Origin of the sequence: Halomonas sp. DP1Y21-3 (assembly GCF_019801245.1) — a bacterium.
GTDB lineage: Bacteria > Pseudomonadota > Gammaproteobacteria > Pseudomonadales > Halomonadaceae > Halomonas > Halomonas litopenaei.
Window position 1 is genome coordinate 229307 of the sequence record NZ_JAHVJM010000005.1, and the last position, 26206, is coordinate 255512.

23 protein-coding genes are annotated in these 26206 nt (G+C 64.7%); 9 read left to right on the top strand and 14 right to left on the bottom strand.

Going from position 1 to position 26206, the window contains the following annotated elements:
• The first annotated feature begins 21 nt into the window (after positions 1–21).
• From KUV74_RS15780 to KUV74_RS15805, 6 genes are all read left to right on the top strand, one after another.
• On the top strand, positions 22–1068 hold the full coding sequence (locus KUV74_RS15780) for an ABC transporter permease (protein ID WP_045992062.1): 1047 nt from the start codon (positions 22–24) through the stop codon (positions 1066–1068).
• The gene (locus KUV74_RS15785) at positions 1065–2006 is read left to right on the top strand and encodes an ABC transporter permease (protein WP_045992061.1); all 942 of its coding nucleotides are present in this window, start codon (positions 1065–1067) and stop codon (positions 2004–2006) included. The genes KUV74_RS15780 and KUV74_RS15785 overlap by 4 nt, the downstream gene beginning before the upstream one ends.
• 10 nt (positions 2007–2016) lie before the next feature.
• Positions 2017–3039, top strand: a complete 1023-nt coding sequence (locus KUV74_RS15790; protein ID WP_108133615.1) for an ABC transporter ATP-binding protein — start codon at positions 2017–2019, stop codon at positions 3037–3039.
• A 65-nt stretch (positions 3040–3104) separates the two neighbouring features.
• Complete coding sequence (locus KUV74_RS15795) at positions 3105–4133, top strand: ABC transporter ATP-binding protein (protein ID WP_045992090.1); 1029 nt, start codon at positions 3105–3107, stop codon at positions 4131–4133.
• Between the two features lie 108 nt (positions 4134–4241).
• Positions 4242–5171: a LysR family transcriptional regulator gene (locus tag KUV74_RS15800; protein ID WP_108133614.1), complete on the top strand. Its 930-nt coding sequence runs from the start codon at positions 4242–4244 to the stop codon at positions 5169–5171.
• 30 nt (positions 5172–5201) lie between these two features.
• Positions 5202–6248 (top strand): hydrolase, encoded by a 1047-nt coding sequence (locus tag KUV74_RS15805; protein WP_261395489.1) that lies wholly within the window; start codon positions 5202–5204, stop codon positions 6246–6248.
• A gap of 127 nt (positions 6249–6375) precedes the next feature.
• Here KUV74_RS15805 and KUV74_RS15810 read toward each other — a convergent pair whose 3' ends face one another.
• From KUV74_RS15810 to KUV74_RS15820, 3 genes are read right to left on the bottom strand one after another with little or no spacing between them, the layout of a single operon-like run.
• Positions 6376–10464, bottom strand: coding sequence for a translocation/assembly module TamB domain-containing protein (locus tag KUV74_RS15810; protein ID WP_222516814.1), 4089 nt, complete (start codon positions 10462–10464; stop codon positions 6376–6378).
• 34 nt (positions 10465–10498) lie between these two features.
• Positions 10499–12379 (bottom strand): autotransporter assembly complex protein TamA, encoded by a 1881-nt coding sequence (locus KUV74_RS15815; protein WP_222516815.1) that lies wholly within the window; start codon positions 12377–12379, stop codon positions 10499–10501.
• A gap of 32 nt (positions 12380–12411) precedes the next feature.
• Entirely contained in the window at positions 12412–13281 is an 870-nt protein-coding gene (locus KUV74_RS15820) for a hypothetical protein (protein ID WP_146164684.1), read from the bottom strand.
• A 234-nt stretch (positions 13282–13515) separates the two neighbouring features.
• Here KUV74_RS15820 and KUV74_RS15825 point away from each other — a divergent pair, with 234 nt between their 5' ends.
• Positions 13516–14082: a Fe-Mn family superoxide dismutase gene (locus KUV74_RS15825; RefSeq protein WP_222516816.1), complete on the top strand. Its 567-nt coding sequence runs from the start codon at positions 13516–13518 to the stop codon at positions 14080–14082.
• Between the two features lie 154 nt (positions 14083–14236).
• Here KUV74_RS15825 and KUV74_RS15830 read toward each other — a convergent pair whose 3' ends face one another.
• Both KUV74_RS15830 and galU read right to left on the bottom strand, forming a co-directional pair.
• Positions 14237–15529: a nucleotide sugar dehydrogenase gene (locus KUV74_RS15830; RefSeq protein WP_222516817.1), complete on the bottom strand. Its 1293-nt coding sequence runs from the start codon at positions 15527–15529 to the stop codon at positions 14237–14239.
• Between the two features lie 4 nt (positions 15530–15533).
• A complete protein-coding gene (gene galU / locus KUV74_RS15835) occupies positions 15534–16424 on the bottom strand; it encodes a UTP--glucose-1-phosphate uridylyltransferase GalU (RefSeq protein ID WP_045992053.1) in 891 nt (296 codons plus the stop codon).
• A 145-nt stretch (positions 16425–16569) separates the two neighbouring features.
• Here galU and ubiG point away from each other — a divergent pair, with 145 nt between their 5' ends.
• Together ubiG and KUV74_RS15845 are read left to right on the top strand one after the other, a co-directional pair.
• Positions 16570–17295, top strand: a complete 726-nt coding sequence (gene ubiG, locus KUV74_RS15840; RefSeq protein ID WP_108133608.1) for a bifunctional 2-polyprenyl-6-hydroxyphenol methylase/3-demethylubiquinol 3-O-methyltransferase UbiG — start codon at positions 16570–16572, stop codon at positions 17293–17295.
• Positions 17292–17954, top strand: a complete 663-nt coding sequence (locus KUV74_RS15845; protein ID WP_222516818.1) for an HAD family hydrolase — start codon at positions 17292–17294, stop codon at positions 17952–17954. The genes ubiG and KUV74_RS15845 overlap by 4 nt, the downstream gene beginning before the upstream one ends.
• Positions 17955–18202: 248 nt before the next feature.
• On the opposite strand, the gene KUV74_RS15850 is transcribed toward KUV74_RS15845, so the two are convergent.
• From KUV74_RS15850 to ruvA, 9 genes are all read right to left on the bottom strand, one after another.
• Entirely contained in the window at positions 18203–18967 is a 765-nt protein-coding gene (locus KUV74_RS15850; RefSeq protein ID WP_108447928.1) for a YciK family oxidoreductase, read from the bottom strand.
• 13 nt (positions 18968–18980) lie between these two features.
• Positions 18981–19790 (bottom strand): tol-pal system protein YbgF, encoded by an 810-nt coding sequence (gene ybgF / locus KUV74_RS15855; protein WP_222516819.1) that lies wholly within the window; start codon positions 19788–19790, stop codon positions 18981–18983.
• 31 nt (positions 19791–19821) lie between these two features.
• Complete coding sequence (gene pal / locus KUV74_RS15860; protein ID WP_222516820.1) at positions 19822–20373, bottom strand: peptidoglycan-associated lipoprotein Pal; 552 nt, start codon at positions 20371–20373, stop codon at positions 19822–19824.
• 58 nt (positions 20374–20431) lie between these two features.
• The gene (gene tolB, locus KUV74_RS15865) at positions 20432–21691 is read right to left on the bottom strand and encodes a Tol-Pal system beta propeller repeat protein TolB (protein WP_219906541.1); all 1260 of its coding nucleotides are present in this window, start codon (positions 21689–21691) and stop codon (positions 20432–20434) included.
• Between the two features lie 95 nt (positions 21692–21786).
• On the bottom strand, positions 21787–23028 hold the full coding sequence (gene tolA, locus KUV74_RS15870; RefSeq protein ID WP_222516821.1) for a cell envelope integrity protein TolA: 1242 nt from the start codon (positions 23026–23028) through the stop codon (positions 21787–21789).
• 8 nt (positions 23029–23036) lie between these two features.
• Positions 23037–23477, bottom strand: a complete 441-nt coding sequence (gene tolR, locus KUV74_RS15875) for a protein TolR (RefSeq protein ID WP_108133603.1) — start codon at positions 23475–23477, stop codon at positions 23037–23039.
• Positions 23478–23492: 15 nt separating this feature from the next.
• Positions 23493–24170 (bottom strand): protein TolQ, encoded by a 678-nt coding sequence (gene tolQ / locus KUV74_RS15880; protein WP_181248684.1) that lies wholly within the window; start codon positions 24168–24170, stop codon positions 23493–23495.
• Between the two features lie 30 nt (positions 24171–24200).
• Positions 24201–25229, bottom strand: coding sequence for a Holliday junction branch migration DNA helicase RuvB (ruvB, locus tag KUV74_RS15885; RefSeq protein WP_045992045.1), 1029 nt, complete (start codon positions 25227–25229; stop codon positions 24201–24203).
• A gap of 2 nt (positions 25230–25231) precedes the next feature.
• A complete protein-coding gene (gene ruvA / locus KUV74_RS15890; RefSeq protein ID WP_045992044.1) occupies positions 25232–25843 on the bottom strand; it encodes a Holliday junction branch migration protein RuvA in 612 nt (203 codons plus the stop codon).
• Between the last annotated feature and the right edge of the window lie 363 nt (positions 25844–26206).

Consider the following 26206-nt stretch of genomic DNA (forward strand, 5'->3'; position numbering starts at 1 on the left):
CCTGTACCCTGGACAATCCCCATGATCGCATTTCTGATCAAGCGCCTCTTTCATGCGCTGCTGGTGATGTTTGTCATCAGCGTGATCGCCTTCGCCATCCAGGACAACCTGGGTGATCCCATCCAGCAGATGGTGGGTCAGTCGGTGCCCGAGAGCGAGCGCGAGGTGCTGCGCGAGGAACTGGGGCTCAACGATCCCTTCCTGGTGCAGTACTTCCGTTTCGCCGTCAACGCAGCCCAGTTCGACTTCGGCTATTCGTACATCTACAACGAGCCGACCACCGAAGTGGTCCTGCGACACCTGCCGGCGACCCTCGAGCTGGTATTCGCTTCGACCCTCCTGATCATCTTCCTGTCGGTGCCGATCGGCGTCTACAGCGCGATCAAGCCCCGCGCCTGGCTGTCCCGTTTCTTCATGGGGGTGTCGATCATCGGCATCTCCATCCCGGTGTTTCTCACCGCTATCGTGTTGATCCAGCTGTTCGCCATCGGCGTGAGCTTCACGCCCTTCCCCGCCGATACCGGCTGGGGCGCCTGGCTCAACGGCCTGCTGTCCACCGAGGGCGGCATGCCGGCCTACGGTCGCGGCGACCCGATCCACGTGTTCGGCACCTGGACCACCAACTTCGCCTCGCTGGAAGGCCTGACCTACCTGGTGCTGCCGGCCATCTCGCTGGCCTCGATCATGCTGCCGCTGTTCATTCGCCTGATCCGCGCCGAGATGCTCGAGGTGATGCAGTCGGAGTACGTCAAGTTCGCTCGGGCCAAGGGCATCTCGATGCGCCGCATCTACTTCCTGCACGCGCTGAAGAACACCATGTTGCCGGTCATCACCGTCGGCGGCGTGCAGATCGGCACCCTGGTGGCCTACACCATCCTCACCGAGACGGTGTTCCAGTGGCCCGGCATGGGCCTGATGTTCCTCGACGCCATCGAGCGCTCGGACATCCCCCTGATCGTGACCTACCTGATGATCGTCGGCCTGATCTTCGTGATCACCAACACCCTGGTCGACCTGATCTATGGCCTGGTCAATCCCACCGTCAAGCTGACAGGTAAGCCCGCATGAGCACCCAGAGCACTGCGACGAGCAGCCGGTGGGAGCGGTTTCGCGACTCCTACCTCTTGTACAGTTTCAAACGCGACCTGATCGCCCAGACCAGTCTTCTGATCTTCGTGGTGATGGTCCTGGCCGCGCTGCTGGCGCCCTGGCTGGCGCCGGCCGACCCCTACGACCTGGCCCAGATCGACATCCTTGCATCCGAGCTGCCGCCGTTCTGGATCGACGGCGCCGACCCCCAGTACCTGATGGGTACAGATTCCCAGGGGCGCGACCTGCTCTCGACCATCCTCTACGGCATGCGGGTGTCGCTGGTCATCGGCTTCGGCGCCGTGGCGCTGCAGGCCACCCTGGGGGTGTGCTTCGGTTTGCTGGCGGGCTACCTGGGTGGGCGCGTCGACGCCTTTCTGATGCGCCTGGCGGATATCCAGCTGTCGTTCTCGACGCTGATGGTGGCCATCGTAGTGGGCGCCCTGTTCAAGGCGATCTTCGGCGGCGCCACCTACTCCGACTATGCCATGTGGCTGCTGGTGCTGATCATCGGCCTGGCCGAATGGCCCCAGTACGCCCGTACCGTGCGTGCCTCGGTGCTGGCAGAGCGCTCCAAGGAGTACGTCGACGCCGCCCGGGTGATGGGCCTGCGCAGCCGGCGGATCATGTTCCGTCACATCCTGCCCAACACCCTGTCGCCGATCTTCGTCATCTCCACCGTGCAGGTGGCCAACGCCATCATTTCCGAGGCGGCGCTGTCGTTTCTCGGCCTCGGCATGCCCGAGACCCAGCCGTCGCTGGGCTCGTTGATCAAGTCAGGCTTCGACTACATCCAGTCCGGTTCCTGGTGGATCACCCTGATTCCGGGCCTGGTGCTGGTGGTGCTGGTGCTGGTGATCAACCTGCTCGGCGACTGGCTGCGCGACGTGCTCAATCCACGACTGTACAAGGGCTGAGGTAGACATCATGGCACTACTCGACGTCAATCACCTCGACGTGCGCTTCGCCCTGCGACAGGGCGACGTGAAGGCACTGCGCGATGTGTCGTTCAGCCTGGATCGTGGCGAGCGTCTGGGCATCGTGGGCGAATCCGGCGCCGGCAAGTCGGTCGCCGCCTTCAGCCTGCTGAATCTGATCGCCAAGCCGGGCTATATCGCCGGTGGCAGCATCACCTTCGATGGCCAGGAACTGACCGGGCTCGGCGAGCGCGCCCTGCGCAAGGTGCGCGGCCACCGCATCTCGATGATCTTCCAGGATCCGATGATGACGCTCAATCCGGTGCTGTCCATCGGTGAGCAGATGGTGGAATGCCTCAAGGCCCACCGCCGTATCTCCAGCAAGGAAGCCCGCGCGATCTCGCTGCGCAAGCTCGAGCAGGTGCAGATCCCGTCGCCGGAAAAGCGCCTGGACCAGTATCCCCATGAGCTGTCCGGCGGCATGCGTCAGCGCATCATCATCGCCATCGCGCTGCTCCTCGACCCGGATATCATCATCGCCGACGAGCCCACCACCGCCCTGGATGTGACCATTCAGGCGGAGATCATGGCGCTGTTGCTGGAACTGTGCGAGAAGCACAACGTCGGCCTGATCCTGATCACCCACGATCTCGGCGTGGTCAGCCAGGTGACCCAGCGCATGCTGGTGATGTACGCCGGACGGGTGATCGAGCAGGGCCCGACCCGAGAGATCATCAATGATCCCCAGCATCCCTACACCCAAGGGTTGATCAACGCCCTGCCCCAGATGGCGACCCCGGGCGAGCGGCTCAACCAGATACGTGGCAGCATGCCGTCGTTGAGCCAGCTCCCCAGCGGCTGTCCGTTTCATCCGCGCTGCGACTTTACCCAGCGCCACGACGGCAGCGAACGGACACCCTGCAAGACCGAGGTACCGGCCTTCGTGCGCTCCGGCAACTGTGAGGTGGCCTGCCATATGGTCGCCGAGATGCAGGATGCCGAACGCATCGTGGCCAGGGAGGACAACTCATGAGCCAGACCACTCAGGCAGCCGTCAAACCGCCGACCGAGCCGATTCAGCAGGGCGGCCCCGCCGACATGAACCCTGCCGCTGGAGGCGACAGCCTGCTCGAGATCCGCGGGCTGGAAAAGCGCTTTTCGCTGTCCGGGGATTTCCTCGAGCAGCTCAAGTTCCGGCGTGGTCGTATCGTGCGCGAGCAACAGCACGTGCACGCGATCAACGGGGTCGACCTGGACATCCGCCGCGGGGAGTCGCTGTGCGTGGTGGGCGAGTCCGGCTGCGGCAAGTCGACGGTAGCGCGTACCGTGATGGGCCTGCTGCGGCCCAGCGCCGGCGAGATCCATTACGACGGCGAGCGTATCGATCATCTCGATTCGAAAGCATTGCTGCCTTTCCGTCAGCGCATGCAGATGATCTTCCAGAACCCCTACGCCTCGCTCAATCCGCGCATGACCATCCAGCAGACGCTGGAAGAGCCGATCCGCCTTCACCACCCCGACTGGAAGCCACAGCAGGTCGTCGACAAGGTCCACGAGGTGATGAGCTCGGTAGGCATCGCCCCGGACTGGGGCTCGCGCTACGGCCACGAGTTCTCCGGTGGCCAACGACAGCGTATCGCCATCGCCCGAGCGCTGGCGGTGGATCCGGAGTTCATCGTCGCCGACGAGCCGATTTCGGCGCTGGACGTGTCGATCCAGGCCCAGGTGCTGAACCTGTTGATGGAAGCCCAGCGCGAGCACCATCTGACCTACCTGTTCATCACCCACGACCTGGCGGTGGTGGAGCACTTTGGTACCCGGGTGGCGGTGATGTACCTGGGCCGCGTGTGCGAGGTGGCGCCCACGGCGACGCTGTTCGCCCGCCCGCGTCACCCTTACACCCAGGCGCTGATGTCGGCGATTCCCCGGCTGGAAGACGACCGTCCCCAGCACCTGCGCCTGCAGGGCGAGGTGCCGACCCCGGTGAACCTGCCGTCGGGCTGCGTGTTTCACGGGCGCTGCCCCCACGCCAACGAGCGCTGCCGCCGGGAGATTCCCCGTCTGATCGCCACCGATGAGGGCGGCCAGGTCGCCTGTCATGGTGTCGAGGAAGGTCGGCTGTCTTGACCGCTGCCTTGACCTCCATCGCCTTCACCTGCAACACGCCGACGCCGGGTACGCCCGGCGTCGGGTTATCTGGCACAATCGACGTTTCGCAGGACAGGTGACACTTCCATGGAAATACGTTGGCTGGAAGACTTTCTCGCCTTGGCCCGCACGCGTCATTTTTCCCGTGCCGCCGAAGAACAGAACGTGACTCAGCCCACCTTCTCTCGGCGCATCAAGCTGCTCGAAGAGGAGATGGGCACCACCCTGATCAACCGTCAGACCCTGCCGCTGTCGCTGACGCCGGCCGGCGAGGCCTTCCTCGCCATGTGTCACGACGTCACCCGGCGGGTCGACCTGACCCGCCAGCGACTGGCCCAGATGGCCGAGGAACAGGCTGGACAGCTACGCCTGGGGGCACCCCAGAGCCTGCTGGCGCAGTTCCTGCCCCAGTGGCTCAGCGGCTGGCAGTCGCCACCGCCGCTGCAGCCCTACCTGCGTGCCACCGCCTGGCTGGTGGGCGACTATTTCCAGGGACTTGCCTCCGGCGAGATCGATCTTGCCCTGTGCTACTGGCCGACCAGCGGCAATCCGCTGGAGCTGGCCAACGAGGACACCGATTATTGCGTCATCGGCCGCGAGCGCTTTATGCCGGTGTGCCTGCCGGATGCCAGCGGCCAGCCTCGCTTTGCGCTGGAAGGCGGCAAGGGGCGCGCCCTGCCATTGATCGCCTATCATCCCCGGGGCATGATCGATGCCGCCATCCGCTCCCACCTGGACCGACTCGGCGACGCCCCTACCCTGACGGTGCTCAACGAGAGCGTACAGAGCGGCAATATCCGAGAACTCGTCGCGCTGGGCTATGGGCTGGGCTGGTTGCCCGAGCGCAGCCTGGGCGAGGCGCTGGCCTCCGGCGCGCTGGTGGCGGCAGGACCGCCACGCTGGACGGTGTCCTTCGATATTCGCCTGTATCGCCACCTCTCGACCCGTCGCGCGGCGGTCGACGCCGCCTGGCAGGAGCTGTGTGCTCACGCCCTCGAGACCGAGGCTCAACCATGATGCCCCCGACCACCCAGCGGAGACCTAGCCTTGCCCCAGCCTGACGCCCGTTCAAGCTTGTCCCCTGCCACCTCGGGCCTTCGCGCGGATGCAGCGACACCGGGCGGCTTTCGTGCCGCCCGCTGGCTGTCCAATCCGCATGTCCAGACCCTGCTGCCGAGGGTACTTCGTCCCGCGGAGGTGGACTGGCGACAGGAATTTCTCGCGCTGCCCGACGGTGACGAGGTGGAGCTTAGCTGGGTGCTGCCGGAACCCGATGACCAGAGCGCCCCGCTGTTCGTGCTGTTCCATGGCCTCGAGGGGGGAATCACCTCGCCCTACGCGCACGATCTGCTGGCGGCGGCCAGAGACCAGGGCTATCGGGCGTTGCTGATGCACTTCCGTGGCTGTGGCTCACGCCCCAACCGCTTGCCGCGCGCCTACCACAGCGGCGATACCGGCGACGCCAAGGTATTGCTTGAGGTACTGGGCGATCGCTATCCCGAGGCACCCAAGGTCGCCGGTGGCGTGTCGCTGGGGGGCAATATGTTGCTTCGGCTGGTCGCCGAAGAGGACGCTAACTCGTTGGGGCTCGACGCCGCGGTGGTGATCAGCGCGCCGCTGGATCTGGCGGCCTGCGCCCAGCGCCTGGGCGAGGGTTTTTCGCGGGTCTACGAACGCCACCTGCTGGCCTCGCTCAAGCGCAAGGTGATACCTCGGCTCGAACGCGGCGAGCTTTCCCTCAAGGTCAGCGTCGAGCAGGTGCGCCGGCTGAAGCGCCTGCGCGACTACGACGACGTCATCACGGCGCCGATGCACGGCTTCCGGGACGCCGATGACTACTATGCCCGCGCCTCCAGCGGCCCGGTGCTCGATCGGGTGGCCGTTCCCACCCTGATGCTGCATGCCCGTGACGATCCTTTCATGCCGGCCGACCTAATCGAGCGTTTCCCGGCTCGCTCGCCGCTGGTGACCCTCGAAGTCGCCGAACGCGGCGGCCATGTCGGATTCATGGAGCCAGGCCCTCGCCGCCCTCGCCCCTGGCTTGGCCGACGGCTGGCGCGCTACCTGCAGGAATTGTCGCTGGACCAGCAATGACATGGCTCCTGCTCATGCAAGGGCAACTCAGATCAAACAATGTCACGCATCATCACACAAGAGCCCCGGCCATGGCCGGGGCTCTTGTGCTTTACGCCGTGTGTTGCGTGGAGTGCTGCGCGCTTGGTCACTGCAGTTCCGGAGGATCTCCCGGCAGGCTCCAGGTGTAGATCAGGTCCACCGCCTGGGCGGCGCCGGAGACGGCTTCCAGGTAGAGGCTCCTCCATAGCTGGTAGGTCAGGGTCAGCTCGGCGATGGGCGAGAAGATGCCGACGCCGTAGCCCACCTCCAGACGGTCGGTGAGACGGCCGCTGACCACCACCTGACTGCTCTCGCCACTGCCGGAGGTATCCAGTGACAGATCCTGGATGCCGAAGGCCTCACCCATGGCGCCTACCGCCCCCCCGGTCTTGCCCAGGGTCAGGCCGATCAGCGCCGAGGTCAGGGCGCCGCTGGAGTCGCCGCTGTCATCCGGCGCCCGGCCGCGCAGCACGTAGGACAGCGCCCGAGACTCGTCCATCGACGGCTCGGAGAAGATCTCCAGATCGGGCTGGCTGGCGGTACCGGTGACCTTGAGACCGGCGATCACTCCGTCTTCGGTGCTGGCCGGGTTACGGATGGCCTCGAAGTCCAGCGTCGGCAGACTCGGCGGGCCGGCGAAGATCAGCTTGCCCTGGCGAATCTGCAGATCCTGGCCGTAGGCACGGAAGCGGCCATCGACCAGGCTGACGTCGCCGAACAACTGCAGCGGCCCGTTGTTCTGGCGCACCTCCAGATCCCCTTCGAGCTCGGTCTGCAGACCGTAGGCGCTCAGGCGCATGTCGGGTCCCAGCAGCAGCCGTACGCGGATGTCGATGGCCATGCCCGCCTCGGCCATGGCCTCGGCGGTGGATTCTCCTACCGGGTCTTCCTGGGCACGCCGTTCGGCCTCCTTGGCCTCCTCGTCCATCTCGCGGGTGATGATGATCTCGTCACCGCTCGGGGTGACCGCGGACGCCGGAACGTCACCGACCTTGAGCCTGGCCCAGGGGATCCGCACCTCGCCACGTACCCGCAGTCGCGAGGGGTTGGCGGTGATGGTCAGGTCCGGGGCCAGCTTCAGCTTGCCGAAGGCCGGCATGGCGGCGAGCAGTGGATCCTGCACCGCGGACAGCGCCATGTTGGCCTCCCAGCTACCGTCAGGCCAGGCGGCGTCACCGCTGATATTCAGGCGCCCTTCCTCGGCGTCCACATGGCCGGAAATCCGCGCGCTGTCGCCGGACAGCGCGATATCCAGCCGTCCGTCGGTGACCGCCAGGGGGATATCACCACCGTGGACCCTGAGCCCGGTCAGACTGATGTCGCCACTGAGGTCGGGTGCCTCGCGGCTGCCGGCGATACGGATGGTGCCGCCAAGACTGCCCTCGAGTTCATCGAGGCCGGCCGCCAATGGCTGATACGGTGCCAGGCGCACGTCGGTAATGGTCAGGGTGCCGTCCAGGCCGCCGCGCCCCATGGGATCGTCGATGGCCAGGGCCAGGTCGATATCGCCGCTCTGGGCCAGTGACAGCGCCAGGTCCATGTCGATGCGGGCCTCGCTGGCGTCTGCACTGAGCGACATGCTGGTGGCAGGCACCGACCAAGGCTGGCCATAGGCGTCCTCGCCGGTCACGCTGACCTCGCTGTCGACCTGGACGTCGGCCTGCCAGCGACTGCCGCCGGCCGACCAGCCAGCGACGACACGAGCGCCGGTGTCGCCGTCGATGGCCCAGCCCTGAGGCAAGGCCTCGTTGACCAGGTCCATGGGCAGCTCATTGATCTCGAGGGTCAGCGAGCCGGCGTCCGCCGAGGCGCTCAGCGGCTCGCTGATGCACACGGCGCCGCCCTGGCGACGTGCCAGGCAGAAGGGCTCGGTCTGGACCGACCCCGCGGCCAGGTCGGCCTCGAAGCTCAGCGGATCATCGAGGGCGATATCGCCCTGGGGCAGCGTAACTTCCAGCGGCGACAAGGTCCCCTGATAGCGGTCGCGGGCCTCGTTCATGGCCCCGTCAAGGGCCAGCACCAGACGGTTGAGTGGCCCGTCTTCGCTGCCCTCCACGGTGAGCTCCAGGCGGTGATCCGACAGCCGCCCATCGAGATCCAGGGCGATATCGGAGAATCGCTGGCCACCGGCTTCGACCTGTCTTGCCTCAAGACCGATATCGAGCTCGGGGTCGTCGATACCGGCCACACGGCCGGACAGCGACAGTTCGCCGACGCGATTCTCCTCAAACGCCACCCCGCTGCCGTTCAAGGCAAGGTCAAGCTGGGGCGCCTGGAGGCTGCCGCTGGCCGTGATGTCACCGGATAGCTGGCCGGCAAGCCCCGGATACAGGCTCGCCATGTCCGGCAGTGATATCTCGGCGTCGACGTCGAGGTTGGACTCGCTGACCTGGCCGACGGCCTGGATGCGATTGTCGCCCTGGCGGAAATCGAGGCTGTCGATGTCCCATTGCATATTGCTGTTGCCGGCGAGTTGGGCCTCCAGCGACAGCGGTCGGCCATCGAGGGTTCCCTCGATATCCAGCGCCGGCACCTCCACCCGCCAACCCTCATCGGTCTGGGTGAACGCCACCTGCAGGGTGCCGTCGATATCCCCCGCGAGCCCTTCGACGAAGGGTTCCGGATTAAGGCCCGTGAGGGTCGCTGCCGCCTCCACCGAGACGCCGTCAGACCAGTCGACACGTCCCTCGGTGCTGAGAGCGCCGGCGCCCTCCGGTGCGACCTCAAGCGGCGCCCAGGCAAACTGTGAAAGATCCCCCTGGCCCTGAAGGGCCAGGGTGGTTGGCGGTACATCCGGTCCCTCGGCGGCCAGGGCCAGTTGCAGCGTATAGCCGGTCAGGGAACCCTCGATGGCGAGATCCAGATCGCGGGCGATCCACGGCTCCACCTCGGCCGTGGCAGCGGTGGCATTGCCAGCTTCAGCATTGTCTGGTGCGCTTGTCTCGGCGTCGCTCACCTCGCCAGTCTCTTCGATGCCTTCAGGTAGGGGGCTGTCCATGCCAGGCAGCGGCCATTGCAGTCTGGGGCTCTGGAAGGTGGCGCTGAAGGGCAACGTGGGGTCGAGGGCGTCGAGTCGGGCGACCAGGTGGGTGTCCACCGGGCCCGAGGTCTTCAGGTCGATTTCCAGGTCGGCCAGACTGCCGGCTGCACTCAGCTCGACCCGCTCGCCGGACAGCGCCGGGAAGATTTCCGGCAGGTACAGATCGGCGGCAAAATTGAGCTCCAGCGGGTAGTCGCCGCTCAACGTGGCGCGGGCCTGGAGCTCGGCGTCGGCATCGGCGGAGGCCACCGCCAGGGGCTCGATGGTAACGGTCTGACCGCGGGCATCGAGACTCAGGTCCAGACGCTCGACGTGGTAGTCGAAGGCACCGTCGACGGTGGTGTCCTCGACCACCAGTTCGGGTACTTCAATGGCCAGTGGCAAGGTGACCTCGGGCAGCACCAGACGCTCACGCTCATCCAGCGGGATGTCATCGGCCTTGGCTGCGGCCCCTTCCATCTCGGCGGCGGCCTCGCTCGGCAACGGCGAGCGCACCGCGATGGCGGCGTCGATGGCCTCGGCGCTGACGATGGGCCCTTCGTGTTCGGCGTCGCTCAGGGCCAGCATGGCGCCGGGCGTCAACGGCAGGGTCAGATGAAGACCCGCCAGGCGCGTAGGTCGAACGCTAAGGGTATCGCCCTCGGCCACCGCCGCGGTGGTGAAGCTGTCCCAGGCCAGTCGAGTGCCGTCGGCTAGTTGCACGGCGACGTCCTCGACCGCCAGTTCACGGATCTCGACGGGAAACGGCAGCGCCAGGGGCCCCGGCTCGGCGCTGGTCGGCTCGGGTTCTACGGGAGGCTCCTCCGCGGCTTCGCTCTCGCCCAGGCGGACGTCGGTACCCGACACCCTCAGGTAATCAAGACACAGCCGGCCATCAAGAACGCAGTCCTCTGCCCAGGACAGCGACAACGCGTCCACCGACAGCCGCAGGCTGCCCATCTCCATGCGAAAGCCATCCAGCGCAAAGGTGTCGAGCAGCGCGCCTTCGACCGCCTCGTACTCGAGAAAGCCCATGCGCTGGCCCTGATCCAGCGCCATTCGGGTGCCCCAGGGACTCAGCACCAGGCCGCCAATCAGCAGCACCAGGCCAACCAGGGTCAACGGCAGCCAGATCAGCAGACGTGTCAGGGCCCACAGGGCGCGTCCTTTTCTCATTGAAGCCTCGTGTCAGGGGCCAGCGGCATCGGGTTCAAAACTCGGGCCCGATGGCGAAGTGCAGCCGGAAATTGTCGTCTTCGTCATCGAAGGGATGGGCGACATCGAAGCGGATCGGGCCGACCGGAGAAATCCAGCGCACGCCCAGACCCGCGCCCTTGTTCAGGTCGCCCGGCCACCACTCGGAGAAGGCGTCACCGACATCGAAGAAGGCCGCGCCCCACCACTTGCCGGTGATCCGGCGCTGGGCCTCGACGCTGGCGGTGAACTCGTGCTGACCGCCTTCCAGGTCGCCGTTCTCGTCTTCCGGCGACAGCGACTCGTAGCTGTAGCCACGCACGCTGGAGTCACCACCGGTAAAGAAGCGAAGCGAAGGGGGAATCTTCTCGAAATCGTCGGTATTGATCGCGCCGACACCCAGTCGGCCGATAAAGCGGTTGTCGTCACCCAACTTGCGGATCCAGGCGGTATCGCCGGTCATGCGGAAGAACTCGGCATCAGAGCCCCAGGCATCGCTGGAGTACTGCAGCTCGAGATTCTGACGATCGCCCCAGGTGGGAAACTGAGGGTTGCGCGTACGGGTACGCGACCAGCTTACCCCGGGATAAAGCAGCAGCACCTGATCGGACTGCTCCCCCTGGGTAAAGTCCTCGTAGGTGGCGCGCAGATAGACCGTCTGCTCCCAGTCATTCTCGAACACCCAGTGCCGACCAAAATCGACAGTACTCTCGAAGCTTTCGGTGTCCTCGATGTCCTGCTGGCGCAGCCCGTACTGCAGTCGGTAGCTATCGTTGAGCGGATCCTCCAGCGGGATCTTGTAGGTGCCGCTGAACTGCTGATCCGGTGCCGACAGATATAGCTGATTGGTCCAGCTATGGCCGTAGCGGTTGACCCAGGGCTGCTCCCAGGAGAACTGCAGGCGCGGCCCCACATCGGTGGCGAAGCCGATACCCGCCTCGAACTGGTGACGATCCGCCGGCGTCACGCTGACATCGATCGGCATGGTCGGGAATTCCGGTGGATACAGTCCAAGCGCCACCGCCAGAGCGTCGCGGCTGATCCGCGGCCCCTGGTACGGCGTCGGGATCTCCGCGACGTCCACCGAGTACCACCAATTGTCGTTCTCGGGCAGCGCCAGGGAGCCCTTCTGGCGTTCCAGGCGGGGGCGTACCGTCAGCGAGCCGAACCATTCGGTCTCGCTCAACTGGTTGTTGAGTTCGGCGACGTCGCTTGCCAGGTAAGGATCGCCGTAGTCGAAGGGCACCAGATTGCGCAGGCGTTCCTCGACGATGTGATGGCCCTTGAAATTGACCCTGCCGAAGCGATAGCGCGGCCCGCTGTCCATGCCCAAGTACAGCCGGGCGCTGTTGGCCCAGGGGCGAATTTCCATGCGCTCATCGGTGAACTGCCAATCGAAGTAGCCTCGCTCCACGGTCAGGCCCTGCAGCCTACCCTTGAGACTCTCGTAGGGGGCGTGTTTGAGGATGTCGCCTTCCTCTTGCGGATAGGCGTCGATCGCCAACTGAAAGGGGGCGTCATCGCGGGCGTCGCCCTCCAGGGTGAAATCGATCACTTCCAGCTTGACCGGCTCCCCCTTGTCGATGGTGAGGAAGACCTCCTGGGGCTCGTCATCGCGGTCGAAACGCATCTCGATCTGCGGTTCATAGTAGCCGTAGACCCGCATCGCCTCCTGGGTCAGTCGAACCACCTCGTTGCGCAGCCGCTCCACACGATACTGGCTGCCGTCGAGCCCCTGCAGGTAGACCTCGACATTGTTGGCCATATCCCCTTCGATACCGACGATCTCGGCATCCATGCCCAGGGCCGGCACCGACACCGAGACCAGGCAAAGGGCGGCCCCTGATCGACGGACGAACGGACCCAGACCCGAACGAGCGGGAACGCGATTTTCCATAATAGACTGGCTTTCCTGACGTGGGTGCTGGATCAACGCAGCGCCTCCAGTTGGGCGCTGAACGCGAGCTGGGACTGACGCAGTTCGCGAAGATCGGCGCCAAGCGACCGGGCGCTGTCATCCAGCGCATCCAGGCGCTGCTCGAGCCTGGCTTCCATTGCGCGACGTTCCTCCGCACCATCTTGGCGCGATTGGCGCAGGCCTTCAACGTCCTCGTCCAGGGAGGCAAGCCGCTGCTCCAGGGTGTCGAACCGCGGCAGTAGCTGGCCCAGTCGGGTATCCAGGCGCGTTACCACCTCATCGACCCTGGTGGTCAGCGACCCCAACCGGCCGGCAAAGGACTCGCGGGCATCATCGAAGCGGTCCATGCGAGCCTCCAGGGCACCTCGGGCATTGTCGCCGGCTCGTTCAACGGCACCCAGCGATGTGCGTGTCGCCGCCAGCGTATCGGCGATGGAGGCGATACGCTCTTCGACATCCTGCAGAGTGTCGGCGTTGTTGCTGTGTTGGTCCAGCGTTGTCTGTGCCTGTTCGGAAACAGTGTTTCTTATATCCTCGGCGGTCGACTCGAGTCGCTGGGCCAGGGCATCGTCCCGCTGTTCGAGTTCGGCCACTCGACGCTGGATGTCCGCCACCAGGTCCCCTTCTCCCTGCTCGGCATCGAACCGCGCATGAATGTTGGACAACTCCCCCCTCAAGCGGGTCAGCTCACCCTCGAGCCGCTGACGTTCCTGCCAGGCCAGCCAGCCAGCGGCCCCCACTGCACAGATAATCAACAGCACCAGTAGCCATAACGGCCAAAGTCTAGGCGCCGGGGGCCGGCGATAGCGAGCGGCGGATACACTCTCTCCTGGATCGGGTACGATAGCGCCCGGACGGCCGACTTCCGGTGGATGCCCCATGAAACTCTCCTTGCGGTTCAGCGTGTGGCACTGTGGCACCGGATGGCATCGCTGGCTCAGGGCCGATCACGTGCCACGGGCCTTGGCGGCCAAAGTTGGCTGATAGTGTAAGGTTTTTTACCATATTTACGCACGGCAGACGGATAACGCGTTAGCGCTATCCCGATCAACGCCTTGCTGTGGGGCACCTGCCATACCTCGCTTCACCATGACGTTCACGAACCCGGAGTCCCCATGATCCTTGAATTGCCCGCGCTGCCCTTCGATAGCCACCAACTGGAACCCTACCTCTCGAAGGCCTGGGTCGAGGATCGTTATCAGGGGGACCATCAACGTCATCTGACAGCGCTCAATCATTGGGCGAGCGGCTCAGGCACGGCTACGAGGTCCCTCGAAGACGTAGTGTCAAAGGCCCAAGGTGAGGTGCTCGAACACGCTGTCGAAGCCTGGAACCTTACCCTGTTCTGGCACTGCCTGTTACCGCGCCCGACAGCACCGGAGGGTCGACTGAACGAGGAACTGACACAGACGTTCGGTTCCTTTACAGGATTGAGAGAGGCGATGCACGGGCGGGTCGAAGACGAACAGGAGCAAGGGAACCGGCGGCCAGGCTGGCTGTGGCTGCTGCACTCCAACCGTGGCATGAGCCTGACGATCAGTGCGCGTGGCCAGCGGCTTGATGCCGCATCGGGCAGGCCGCTGCTGGTCATGGATCTTGGCTGTGGAAAGTCTCCGGTGGAGCAACTCTGGCCGCTGATTCACTGGGACTTTGTCGCCCAGAATCTCGGCGACTGTCATTGACCGATGACACCTCGAGCAGCTCAGGTCGGGCCAGGCCTGGTCTGGCCAAGACAGAACAAGACACCAAAGCAAAGAGCGCAGTAAATACTGCGCTCTTTACGGGACAGACCCGGTGCCGGGCCGATGGTTCGGCTGTCAGGCCCTGATCGATATATCAGGTTGACGGATCGGCGCGTCGGCCGATGCCGCGATAGTGAAAGCCCTGGGCGGCGACGTACTGGGGGTCATAGATATTGCGACCATCGAGGATCAGGGCGCCCTCCAGCTGTCGTTTCAGCGCCATCCAGTCAGGATTCCAGTAGGCCTTCCACTCGGTGACCAGCATCAGCGCATCGGCGCCATCGCAGGCGTCGAGTGGGTCGTCCTGATGCAGGCTCAACAGCGGGTGGTCACCGACCACCGCACGTACGGCAGGGAGCGCAGCGGGGTCATGCAATCTGACGTGCACACCCTGGGCCCACAGGGCGCGCAGCAGGGTCAGCACGGGCGCATGATCGATGCGTGCGGTGCCGGGCTTGAAGGCAGCCCCCCAGATGGCCACGGTACGGCCTTCCAGACGCCCCTGATAGTGAGCCCACAGCTTGCGGAACAGCGTCTCCTTCTTGTGCTCGTTGATCTCGAGCACCTGGTCGAGCAACTCGGAGTGGCGGCCGCTGGCCGACTGGACATCCACCAGGCCCACCAGATCCCGGCTGAAATTGGGGCCGCCGAAGCCACAACCGGGGTACAGGTATTCATAGCCGATGCGCTGATCTGCCCCCATGCCCTGACGCACGTACTCCACGTCCACGCCCAGGGTGTCGGCTAGCCCGGCCATCTCGTTCATGTAGCTGATACGGGTCGCCAGCATGCCATTGATGGCCAGCTTGGTCAGCTCCGCGGCGCGTCGAGGCATCCGCTTGAACACCTCGTGACGCCGATTGAAGGCACGCATCAATTCTCGCACCTGGCGCTCGGCGTGGTCATCGTCGCAGCCCAGCAGCCAGCTGCGGGCGCGGGTAAAGGTTTCCCAGGCCCGCCCTTCCTCGAGGGTGTCAGGTAGTGCCACCGAGGTCACGTTCTGGCCCTCGAGCACAGACTCGAGCCGCTCGGTGTCGCCCACCGGAAAGGTCGCGTTGTTGACGATGATGGCACCGTCGGCAAGACGCGAGGCGTTCTCCTCCACCAGACGGCTGGCATCGTCGCGCTGGGTCGGTGACAAGGCCAGCCACAGCACGTCGATATCAGGGCTGTCGACCTCGCTGTTCCGCTCCAGGGTCAGGTGCCCGGCCTCCATGGCCTCCGTCAGGCGTTGCAGTACCGAAGGCTCACGGATCAGCCAGTCACTATCCTTGAGCTCGCTCCAGCGGCGATCCAGCGGTTGCCAGCAGACATCATGTCCAACCCAGGAGAGCGCGGCGGCAGCGGTGGCTGCCGAAAGCTCACTTCCATGTATCACGACCTTCATGGCTTCAGTCCTCGGCGGCGTAGCGTTTCAGCAGCTCGGTGAAGCCCTTGCCATAGCGGGAGTGGCGCCGACCATAGGCCAGGATCGCCTCCAGGTAGCCGAGCTGGTGGCCGCAGTCGTAGGTGGTGCCCTGCATGCGGTAGGCGTCCACGCCTTCGGCGACGCGCAGCTCCTCGATGGCATCGGTCAGCTGGATCTCGTTGCCGGCGCCGGGCGGGGTCTTGGCCAGCAGCGGGAAGATACGACCCGGCAACATGTAGCGTCCGATCACCGACAGGTTGGAGGGCGCTTCCTCGACCTTGGGTTTCTCGACCAGGCCGGAAAGCTCACAGGACTCACCGGGCTCGGGAGACTCGCCCTTGGGCGCAACGATGCCGTACTTGTAGACCAGCTCGCGTGGAACCTCTTCCACCATCAGCTGGGAGCGTCCGGTGCGCTCGAAGGCGTCGATCATGCCGGCAAGGTCATTGCGCTCAAGGCCATCATCGTCGACCAGTACGTCCGGCAGCAGCACGGCAAAGGGCTCGTCGTCACCGATCACTGGACGAGCGCACAGCACCGCGTGGCCGAGGCCCAGAGGTTCAGGCTGACGCACGCTGATGATGTTGACGTCGGCAGGAACGATGGCACGCAGCTCCTCGAGCAGCTCGGTCTTGCCCTTGGCCTCGAGCCCGGCCTCCAGTTCAAAATGCTTGTCGAAGTGGTTCTCGATGGCGCTCTTGGTGCCGTGGGTCACCAGCACGATGTCACGAATGCCCGCCGCAACGGCCTCCTGTACCACGTACTGGATCACCGGGCGATCGACGATGGTGATCATTTCCTTGGGGATGGCCTTGGACGCCGGCAGACACCGTGTGCCAAAACCTGCGACGGGGAGAACGGCCTTGCGGATCATGAGACTTCCTTCTTCTCGAAATTGGGTTCGGCTGTCGTCCATGGCGATCTGGGCCATGGGACTCGGAACAGGGAATGCGTAGAATAGCGTACCAGACGAACTCGGTCCGCTGACATCGGCGGCATGGAACGCCCTGGAGATACAGATGAGCATATCCGATACCCCTTCCGCCAACGTGGACCACAACGAGATCGACAAGTTCTCCGCGCTGGCCGAACGTTGGTGGGATCCCGAAGGCGAATTTAAACCGCTGCATGCCATCAACCCGCTGAGGCTCGATTTCATCGACGCCAGAGTGGGACTGGCCGGACGCGAAGTGCTGGACGTCGGTTGCGGCGGAGGCATCCTCTCCGAGGCCATGGCACGCCGCGGCGCTCGGGTGACCGGTATCGATCTGGCCGAGGCGTCGCTCGCGGTTGCGCGTCAACACGCCGATGAGCAGGGGGTCGCTCTCGAATACCGCTACATCAGCGTCGAAGACATGGCCGAGGAAGCGCCGGAGCGCTTCGAAGTGGTGACCTGCCTGGAAATGCTCGAGCACGTGCCCGATCCCGAAGCCATCGTGCGTGCCTGCGCTCGCCTGCTCAAGCCCGGCGGACAGCTCGCGCTGTCGACCATCAATCGAAATCCCAAGTCCTACGCCCTGGCTATTCTCGGCGCGGAATACGTGCTCGGCATGGTACCTCGTGGTACCCATGACTACGCCCGTTTCATCCGCCCAGCCGAACTGGCCCGCTGGTGCCGTGACGCTGGACTCGAGATCGAGGAGCAAAGCGGTCTGGTCTACCACCCGATCACTCGTCGCTTCTCGCTGTCCGCCAACGACGTCTCGGTCAACTACCTGATGATCTGTCGCAAGGAGACCGCGTGAACGATTCGCTACCTCACGCCCTGCTGTTCGACCTTGATGGCACCCTGGTGGATACCGCCCCTGACCTGGCCCAGGCCACCAATCGATTGCGCCGGCTGCATGGTCTGGACGAGCTGCCCTACCCTGCCATTCGCGCCCAGGTGTCCAATGGTGGCAGCGCCCTGGTCACCCTCGCGCTGGGGCTCGAAAGCGAGCATCCCGACCACGCGGCAGCACGTCAGCAGCTGCTTGACCTCTACGCCGAAGCGGTGGCCGAACACAGCCAGGTGTTCCCGCCGCTCGACCGTCTGCTGCTCCACTGGGATGGCCTCGACCGGCCCTGGGGGATCGTCACCAACAAGCCACGTCTGTATGCCGAGCCCCTGGTCGAGGCGCTGGGACTCGCGCCGGGCGTCATGCTCTGCGCAGACGACCTGCCGGTGAAGAAGCCACATCCAGAACCACTGCTGGAGGCGGCCAGGCGCCTCGACGTCGCGCCCGAGGCGTGCTGGTATCTAGGCGACCACGTGCGCGACATGCAGGCGGCAAAAGCCGCGGGCATGCCGGCTATCGCCGTGGGTTATGGTTACATTGCCGAGGAAGAAGATTACCGGGACTGGCCGGCCGACCGCTGGTTCGATACCGCGGAGGCGGTTCTCGAGGCGCTGAAAAGGCACTGAGAGTCTAATGAGAGGACGCTGAGAGGCCACTGAGAGGCCACTGAGACGTTGCTGAAAGCCAGACGTCGACGAGCAGCGAGGGCGGCGGCCGAGGCCCTGCACGACGACGCGAGGCGCGACCTGTGCGTCGGTTCGCTGGCGCTGGGGTCGGGATCGACAGTTTCAGCGGTGGGACACAAGGAACGGCGGGCCTATTGGCTCGCCGTTCCTTTTGCAACGCTCGTTGCTCGCTTCGCTTGCCTGTGACGTCAGCTTCTCGGCGGCTGGGCGTCGAAGGCTTCCCCGTTGCGGCCCTTGCTGTCAGGGCCCATCAGCCACAGATAGGTCGGCATAATGTCCTCTGCGGTCCGAAGGCTCATGGGGTCCTCGCCCGGGTAGGCGCTCTTGCGCATGGCGGTGCGGGTTGCCCCGGGGTTGAGGGTGTTGATCCTCAGGGTCCCCAGATGATCGATCTCCTCGGCCAGTACCTGGGCAAAGCCTTCGGTGGCGAACTTGGAGACCGAATAGGCGCCCCAGTAGGCCCGCCCCTTGCGGCCAACGCTCGACGAGGTAAAGATCACCGAGGCGTCGGCAGACTTGGTCAGCAGTGGCAACAGCGCCTGGGTCATCCAGATGGGCCCGTTGATGTTGACCTGCATGACCTGATCCCACAGTTCCGGATTGTACTGCTCGAACGGAGTGATCCGCCCTAGCTGCCCGGCGTTGTGCAGGATACCGTCGAGCCGGCCGAACTCCTTGTCCAGCGCTTCGGCCATATCGTGGTAGTCCTTGAGCGTCGCCCCTTCGAAGTTCAACGGAAAGATCGCCGGTTGCGGGCCTCCGGCGGCCTCGATCTCGTCGTACACCTTCTCGAGCTTGGCGGTGGTGCGGCCCAGCAGAATCACGGTGGCCCCGCGACGTGCGTATTCGATCGCCGCGGTACGCCCGATGCCGTCTCCGGCACCGGTCACCAGCAGAATGCGATCCTTGAGCAGGTCTTCAGGTGCCTGGTAGTCAATCTTGCACTCGGTCATGGCGCTTCCTTGATCAGGCCCCGGCCTGACGCAAATAGTCATCGGCAAGAGACGCCGCATTGCTGTCAGGATAGTCCTGCTGGACGGATTCCAGAAGTGCGTGGCCGCCTTCGGTATCTCCCTGCCGCGCTTTCAGCAGTCCCAGCTTGTACATGGCATCGGGAACCTTGCTGCTGTCGGGAAAACGGTCCAGTACGGTCTCGAAGGCAACGGCGGCATCGCCAAAGGACGACTGTGCCGAATGCAATTCACCGAGCCAGTAGTAGGCGTTGGCGGTCAGGCTGGAGTCGGGATAATGATCGACGAAGGTATCGAAGTCGCTGATCGCCTGATCGAAGTCTCGCGACTGCACCTTGGAGAACGCCGACTGATAGGCCTCCCTGGCATCATCGCTGGCCTGACCAGAGGACGATGAGGATGCTCCGCTGCCGCTGCTGTCTGCAGATTCGCTCGGCGGCTCCGTGGGCTCACTCGGGGCGCTTGGCGACGCTGCCTGGCGCGGCAACTCGGACATGCGCTGATCGAGGTCCATGTACTGCTGGCGACTCTGTTGCTTGAGCTGATCGAGCTGGTAGCGCAGTTCTTCGATCTGCCCGCGCAATTCTCGAAGCTCGCGCTGGTGCTGCTCGACCTGGTTGAACAGTGCGAGATTGCCGCTGGCCTGGGCCTGGGTGGCCGTCTGATCGTAAAAGCTGTTGCCACCGCTGAGGTCTCTGACGACCGGCTGCTGAGCCAGTGCAGGTGACAGGATGGCGGGTACCATGACGGACAACGGGAGCACCAGGGCTCCCGCGCCGCACAGTCCCTTAAGACTGTGTCTCATTGACTTCTCCCACGTCCGACGTCAGTGGCTTTCAGTAAGCAAAGACCACACGGCGGTTCTGTGCAAAGGCATCCTCGTTGCTGCCGCGAGCTGCGGGGCGCTCTTCGCCGTAGCTCACCACTTCCATCTGCGAGGGATTGACGCCCTGCAGGCGCAGGTAGCGCTCGACGGACCCGGCACGACGCTCGCCAAGCGCGAGGTTGTACTCGCGGGTACCGCGCTCGTCGGTGTGGCCCTGCAGCACGACGGAGGCGTTGGGGTTGCTGCTCAGGTACTGGGCGTGGGCGTTGACCACCGATTCGAACTCGGGACGGATGGCGTCGCTGTCGTAGTTGAAGTAGATGGTACGCACTTCCGGGATGCGGCCGTCGGCCATCTGGCCGGCACCGTCGGTGCCATAGCCGGAGCCGCTGACCTGGCCGCTGCCGGCGGTGCCGGTACCGATGCCGGTGCCACCCATGGTACCGCCGGTACCGGTGCCTGCGGCGCTGCCGTCCTGGGTGCCGCCGGTGCTGGAGCAGCCAGCCAGAACGGCCAGGGAAGCGGCGATGGCCAGCGAACGGGCGTAGGGCTTGAGAAACATCGTGTCACTCTCCTTGCGTGATGCATCAAAGTCGATTCATCGGCATATGGCCGTCGAATCAGTTCAGAAACGGGGACCAGGCCGGCTCACGGACATCGCCCTGGGCGGCGGGCAGACGGAACTGCGCACGTCCATCGGCGGTGACCGCTCCCAGCACCCCGGTGCTACCCTGCTGGGTGGCGAAGATTACCATGGTGCCATTGGGCGCGATACTGGGAGATTCGGCCTGCTGGGCATCACTGATTTCCACCAGACGCCCGCTCTCGAGGTCCTGCTTGGCCACCTGATAGCCATTGTTGCCGCGGTGGATCAAGAACAATGTTTCGCCATCCGGCGACAGGCGACCACGAGCATTGTAGTTGCCGGTGTAGGTCAGACGCTCGGCCTCACCACCGGACACGCTCTGGCGATAGATCTGGGGGCCGCCCGAGCGGTCCGAGGTGAAGATCAGGGAGCGGCCGTCCGGCGCCCAGGCCGGCTCGGTCTCGATGCTCGAGGAGTTGGTGACACGCTGAACGTTGCGCGAGCCGATATCCATCACGTAGATCTCGGGCTGGCCGTCCCGGGACAGCGCCATCGCCAGGCGACGGCCATCCGGCGACCAGCTCGGTGCGCTGTTGAGCCCCTCGAAGTCGGTCAGCTTGACGCGCTGACCGGTGGCAAGATTCTGCACGTAGATGGCCGGCCGTTCGGTCTCGAAGGACACATAGGCCAGCTTGCCGCCATCCGGCGACCAGGCCGGTGACATGATCGGTTCATCGGACGTCAGGACCTGCTGGCTGTTGCGCCCATCGGCGTCGGCCACATAGAGCCCGTACTGGGTGTTGTCGCCCACCCCCTGCGAGGTGACATAGGCGATGCGGGTCGAGAAGGCGCCGCGAATTCCGGTGATCTCCTCGAAGATCTGGTCACTGATATAGTGCGCCGCGCCGCGCAGATCGGAACTCGATGCCGTGACCGTCTCGCCCAGCAGCCGGGTCTCGCCACTGACGTCGAGAAGCTCGAAGCGCACCTTGACCTGGCCACCCTCCTGACTGGTGCTGCCGACCACCAGGTAGCGCGAGTCGAGACTGCGCCAGTCACCGTAGGTGACCTCTTCGCTGGTCGAGGGCTGGTTGAACATCTCTGAGCGCGGCAACGGTTCGAAGTAGCCGCTGCGCTCCAGGTCATCGGAGACGACCTGAGCGATATCCTCCGGTAGCCCACCCGCCTGGTCGGCGAAGGGCACCACCGCGATCGGTGTGGCCCTTTCGTTGCCACGGGTGATATCGATGGTCAGATCGGCCTGGGCTGCTGGCCCGGCCAGCCATACCAGCATGCCTGCCACAACAGCAAGCAGACGCTTGGCAAGGCTTGTGTGAGCGACGGTCATGCTGACCCTCCTGGTCCACCAACTCGCATTCAAGGCTCTCATCAGCGAATGTCTCCCGGTCTGAATCGCAGATTGAATTGACGATAGTCGCGTTGCACGCCGCTGGGAAGGTCTCGCAGTTCGGTGAACGGAGCAGCAGACTCCACCGCCTGGATGGCGGAGTTGTCGAAGGCGGCGTTTCCGCTCGAACGTGTGACCGTTGCAGCAAATACTTCACCCGAGGGCCCCAACCTGACCTGTACCTCGGCGGTGGTGCCGTCGCCCACATTGGGCGGGATGACCCAGGCCTGCTCCACCGCACGCCGCACCAGCTGGATAAAGCCATTGGCGGCCTCGTTCCCCTGTTCGGCGTTGGAGACGGCACTGGAATCGCCCTCGATGATCCGCTGAAGCTGCCGCTCGGCCTCTTCTCTGGCCTTCTGTTCGGCGGCCTCGCGGGCCTGGCGTTCGGCTTCTTCCTGTGCCTTGCGTTCCGCTTCCTGGCGGGCCTGACGTTCGGCTTCTTCCTGTGCCTTGCGCTCGGCTTCCTCTCTTGCCTGCTGCTCGGCTTCCTCTCTGGCCTTCTGCTCGGCTTCCTCTCTGGCCTTCTGCTCGGCTGCCTCGCGGGCCTGACGTTCGGCTTCTTCCTGTGCCTTGCGCTCAGCCTCCTCTCTTGCCTGCTGCTCGGCTTCCTCTCTTGCTTTCTGCTCGGCTTCCTCGCGGGCCTGTCGTTCGGCCTCCTGCTGTCGCGCCGCCTCTTCCTGACGACGTCGCTCGGCTTCGGCCTGGCGCTCCTGCTCGGCCTGCTGGCGAGCGGCTTCACGCTCGGCTTCCTCTTCGGCCTTGCGCTGGGCGGCGGCTTCGGCCTCGGCGGCCCGCCTTTCGGCTTCCGCCTGAGCCTGCTCGGCAGCTTCTTCCCTTGCCTGCTGCTCGGCTTCCTGCTGAGCCTGTTGTTCTGCCGCCTGACGCTCGGCCTCTTCGGCGGCCTGCTGCTCTGCGGCCTCGCGGGCCTGACGTTCGGCCTCCTCCTGGGCCTGGCGCTCGGCTTCTTCCTGAGCCTGACGTTCGGCCGCGCGCGTGCGTGCCTCGGCCGCCTGCTGGGCCTGATCGGTACGTGTCTCGGTGCTGATCAGGGTAGCCTGCACGATGGCGTTGTTGGGCGCCTCGGGTTCACTGCTCGGCCACTTGATCACACTGATGACCAGGATACCCAGGTGCAGGGCAACGGCCAGCACCGTCGGCAGACCATAGCCAACTCGCCCGGCGGAACGCTTAAGTGTCTTTCGCCGCTGTGGTTTCGCCATGAGCGCTCCTAACCGTCCTGGGGCGGGGGTTCGGAGATCAACCCGACGTTGGCGACGCCGGCGACCTGCAGCGTGCTCATCAAGGTCACCACCTGGCCGTAGGAGACGTTGCGATCACCCCGCACCATGACCGGCGTGCCGGGATTGCGCTCGAGCAGAATGACCACCCGGTCACTCAACTCGTCCAGGCTGACCTGGGTCTCGTCGCCACCGAGGCTGATGAAGTACTGCCCTTCCTTGTCCACCGAGACGATGATCGGGTCGGTGTCTTCGGTGTCCTCGATCGGCTCCGAGGTCGCCTGAGGCAGGTCGACCTTGACCCCCTGGGTCAGCATCGGCGCGGTGATCATGAAGATCACCAGCAGCACCAGCATGACGTCGATAAAGGGGACCACATTGATTTCCCCCATGGGCTTGCTGCGCCCACGGCGATTGAAGGGTCCAAGCATGCGGCGTCTCCTTGATCAGGCGGCGCCGGCGTCGGGCCGGCCCTGCAGGTTGCGGTGCAGGATGGAGTGGAACTCCTCGGCAAAGTCTTCGTACTTGCCAAGCAGGCGCGACGATTCCGCCGACAGGCGGTTATAGAAGATGACCGCGGGGATCGCTGCAAACAGGCCCATGGCGGTCGCGACAAGCGCCTCCGCGATCCATGGTGCCACCGTGGCCAGGGTCGCCTGCTGGGCCATCGACAGCGACTGGAAGGAGCCCATGATGCCCCAGACGGTGCCGAACAGGCCGATATAGGGGCTGGCCGAGGCCACCGTGGCGAGGAACACCAGGTGCAGGTTCAGGCGCTCTTCTTCACGTGACCAGGCCACCCGCATGCTGCGTTGGACGCCGTCGAGGATCGCCTGGGGGCTGCGGGTCTTCGGCATCAACCGATTGAACTCGCGAAAGCCGGCGCGAAAGATGTGCTCGGCGCCCTGGGTCTCGCCCTCGGCCGGGGCGTCTCGATACAGCTCGTTGAGGTCGACGCCGGACCAGAAGCGGTCCTCGAAGGCGCGATGCGCCTTGCGTGCACGGCGCATCACAAAGCTGCGCTGGAACACCACGATCCAGGAAAGCACGGAACCGATCATCAGCAGCAGCATGACAAATTGCACCACGCCGCTGGCGTTCATGATCAGATGGGGAATGGACATGGAGTCGTTCACGGAAATCCTCGTCTCGGGTCAGTCGTTGGAAGCGTCGAAGGCCTGGTCGTCAGGGGCCATGCCGAAATGGGTCCAGGCCTGGCGCGTCACCACCCGGCCTCGTGCGGTGCGCATCATCAGACCTTGCTGAATCAGGTAGGGTTCGATCACGTCCTCGATGGTGTCGCGCTCCTCGCCGATGGCCGCCGACAGCGAATCCACCCCCACCGGACCACCGTCGAACTTCTCGAGCATCGCCAGCAGCAGGCGACGGTCCATATGGTCGAGGCCATGGTGGTCAACGTGGAGCATGTTGAGCGCCTGGTCGGCCACCTCGGCGGTGATGCGCCCTGCCGCCTTGACCTCGGCGAAGTCGCGAACCCGCCGCAGCAGCCGGTTGGCGATACGTGGCGTGCCACGGGAGCGCCTGGCCACCTCACGGGCGCCATCTGTGTCGGTGTGTACCTCGAGCAGGCGCGCCGAGCGTGCCACGATCTCGGTCAGCTCGTCGATGGCGTAGAACTCGAGGCGCTGCACGATACCGAAACGGTCGCGCAGCGGTGACGTCAGACGACCGGCTCGGGTGGTCGCCCCGACCAGGGTGAAGGGGGGCAGATCGAGCTTGATCGAGCGGGCCGCAGGGCCCTCACCGATGACGATATCCAGCTGGAAGTCTTCCATGGCGGGATAGAGGATCTCTTCCACCACCGGCGAGAGTCGATGGATCTCGTCGATGAACAGGACGTCACCGGCCTTGAGATTGGTGAGCATGGCGGCCAGGTCGCCGGCACGCTCGAGCACCGGACCGGAGGTCGAGGTCAGGCCCACGCCCATCTCGGTGGCGATGATATTGGCCAGGGTGGTCTTGCCGAGTCCAGGCGGGCCGAATACCAGGGTGTGGTCGAGACTCTCGTCCCGGGCCCGGGCGGCGTGGATGAAGATCTCGAGCTGTTCCCTGACCCGGGGCTGGCCGATATAGTCAGCCAGGCGCCTGGGGCGGATGGCGTGGTCCACCCGCCCTTCTCCTTCCTGCGGATCGGCAGCGATCAGTCGGTCGGTATCGATCATGGTCAACCCGCCATGCGGCGCGCCAACGCCGCCTTGATCATGGCTTCGGTGCTGCCCTCATCCTCGAGGCCGGACAACATGCGGCTTGCCTCGGTGGGCTTGTAGCCCAGACTGACCAGCGCCGCCTCGGCGTCAGCCAATGCCGTCTTGCCGGATACCGGTGTGGACGGCTGAGCGTTCCCTTCAAGCGGCAGGCTGTCGGGATGCTGCCAGTGGGGAAAGCGATCGCGCATCTCGATCACCAGCCGTTCGGCCGTCTTCTTGCCGACGCCAGGCAGACGTGTCAGCGCCTTGACGTCGTCTTCCATCACGCAGCGGATGAAGGCGTCCTCGTCCATGCCGGAGAGTATCGCCAGGGCCAGCTTGGGGCCGATACCGTTGACCTTGATCAGTGCGCGAAACAGCGCGCGCTCCTGCTCGCGGGCAAAGGCATACAGCAGATGGGCATCGTCGCGCACGGTCAGATGGGTGTACAGCGACACCCGCTCCCCGGCGCCCGGCAGGGCGACCAGGGTGGTCATGGAGGCTTCCATCTCGTAGCCGACGCCATTGACGTCGACCACCAGCCAGGGTGGTTGGGTTTCGAGCAGTGTGCCCGTGATGCGTCCAATCATGGCGCGAATACTTCCTTGATCTCGGCGGTAAAAGTGATCGCCAGTGTACCTGAGACGGCGGTCACGAATCGCGGGAGCGGCTACCCTGCAAGCGTACCTTGCATCCCACTATACGGTGGCAGCCTGGGCCCCGCCAGCACAAACAAACGCTGTTCGATAATGCTTCCGTCGGCACTTTGCGACAGCCTGAACGTCAGCCGACGCAACAACAACAACCCGGCGCATCGGCGTAAAAAAACCTAGGCGCTGTCCGAAAAGTCGACGAGCGAAGGTTAGACAAGGCAAAAATCGGTGAGAAAGCGCAGTTTACGGGGTGTAAATGAGCATTTTGATCCGATTTTTAACGCCGTATTACCGAGCGCA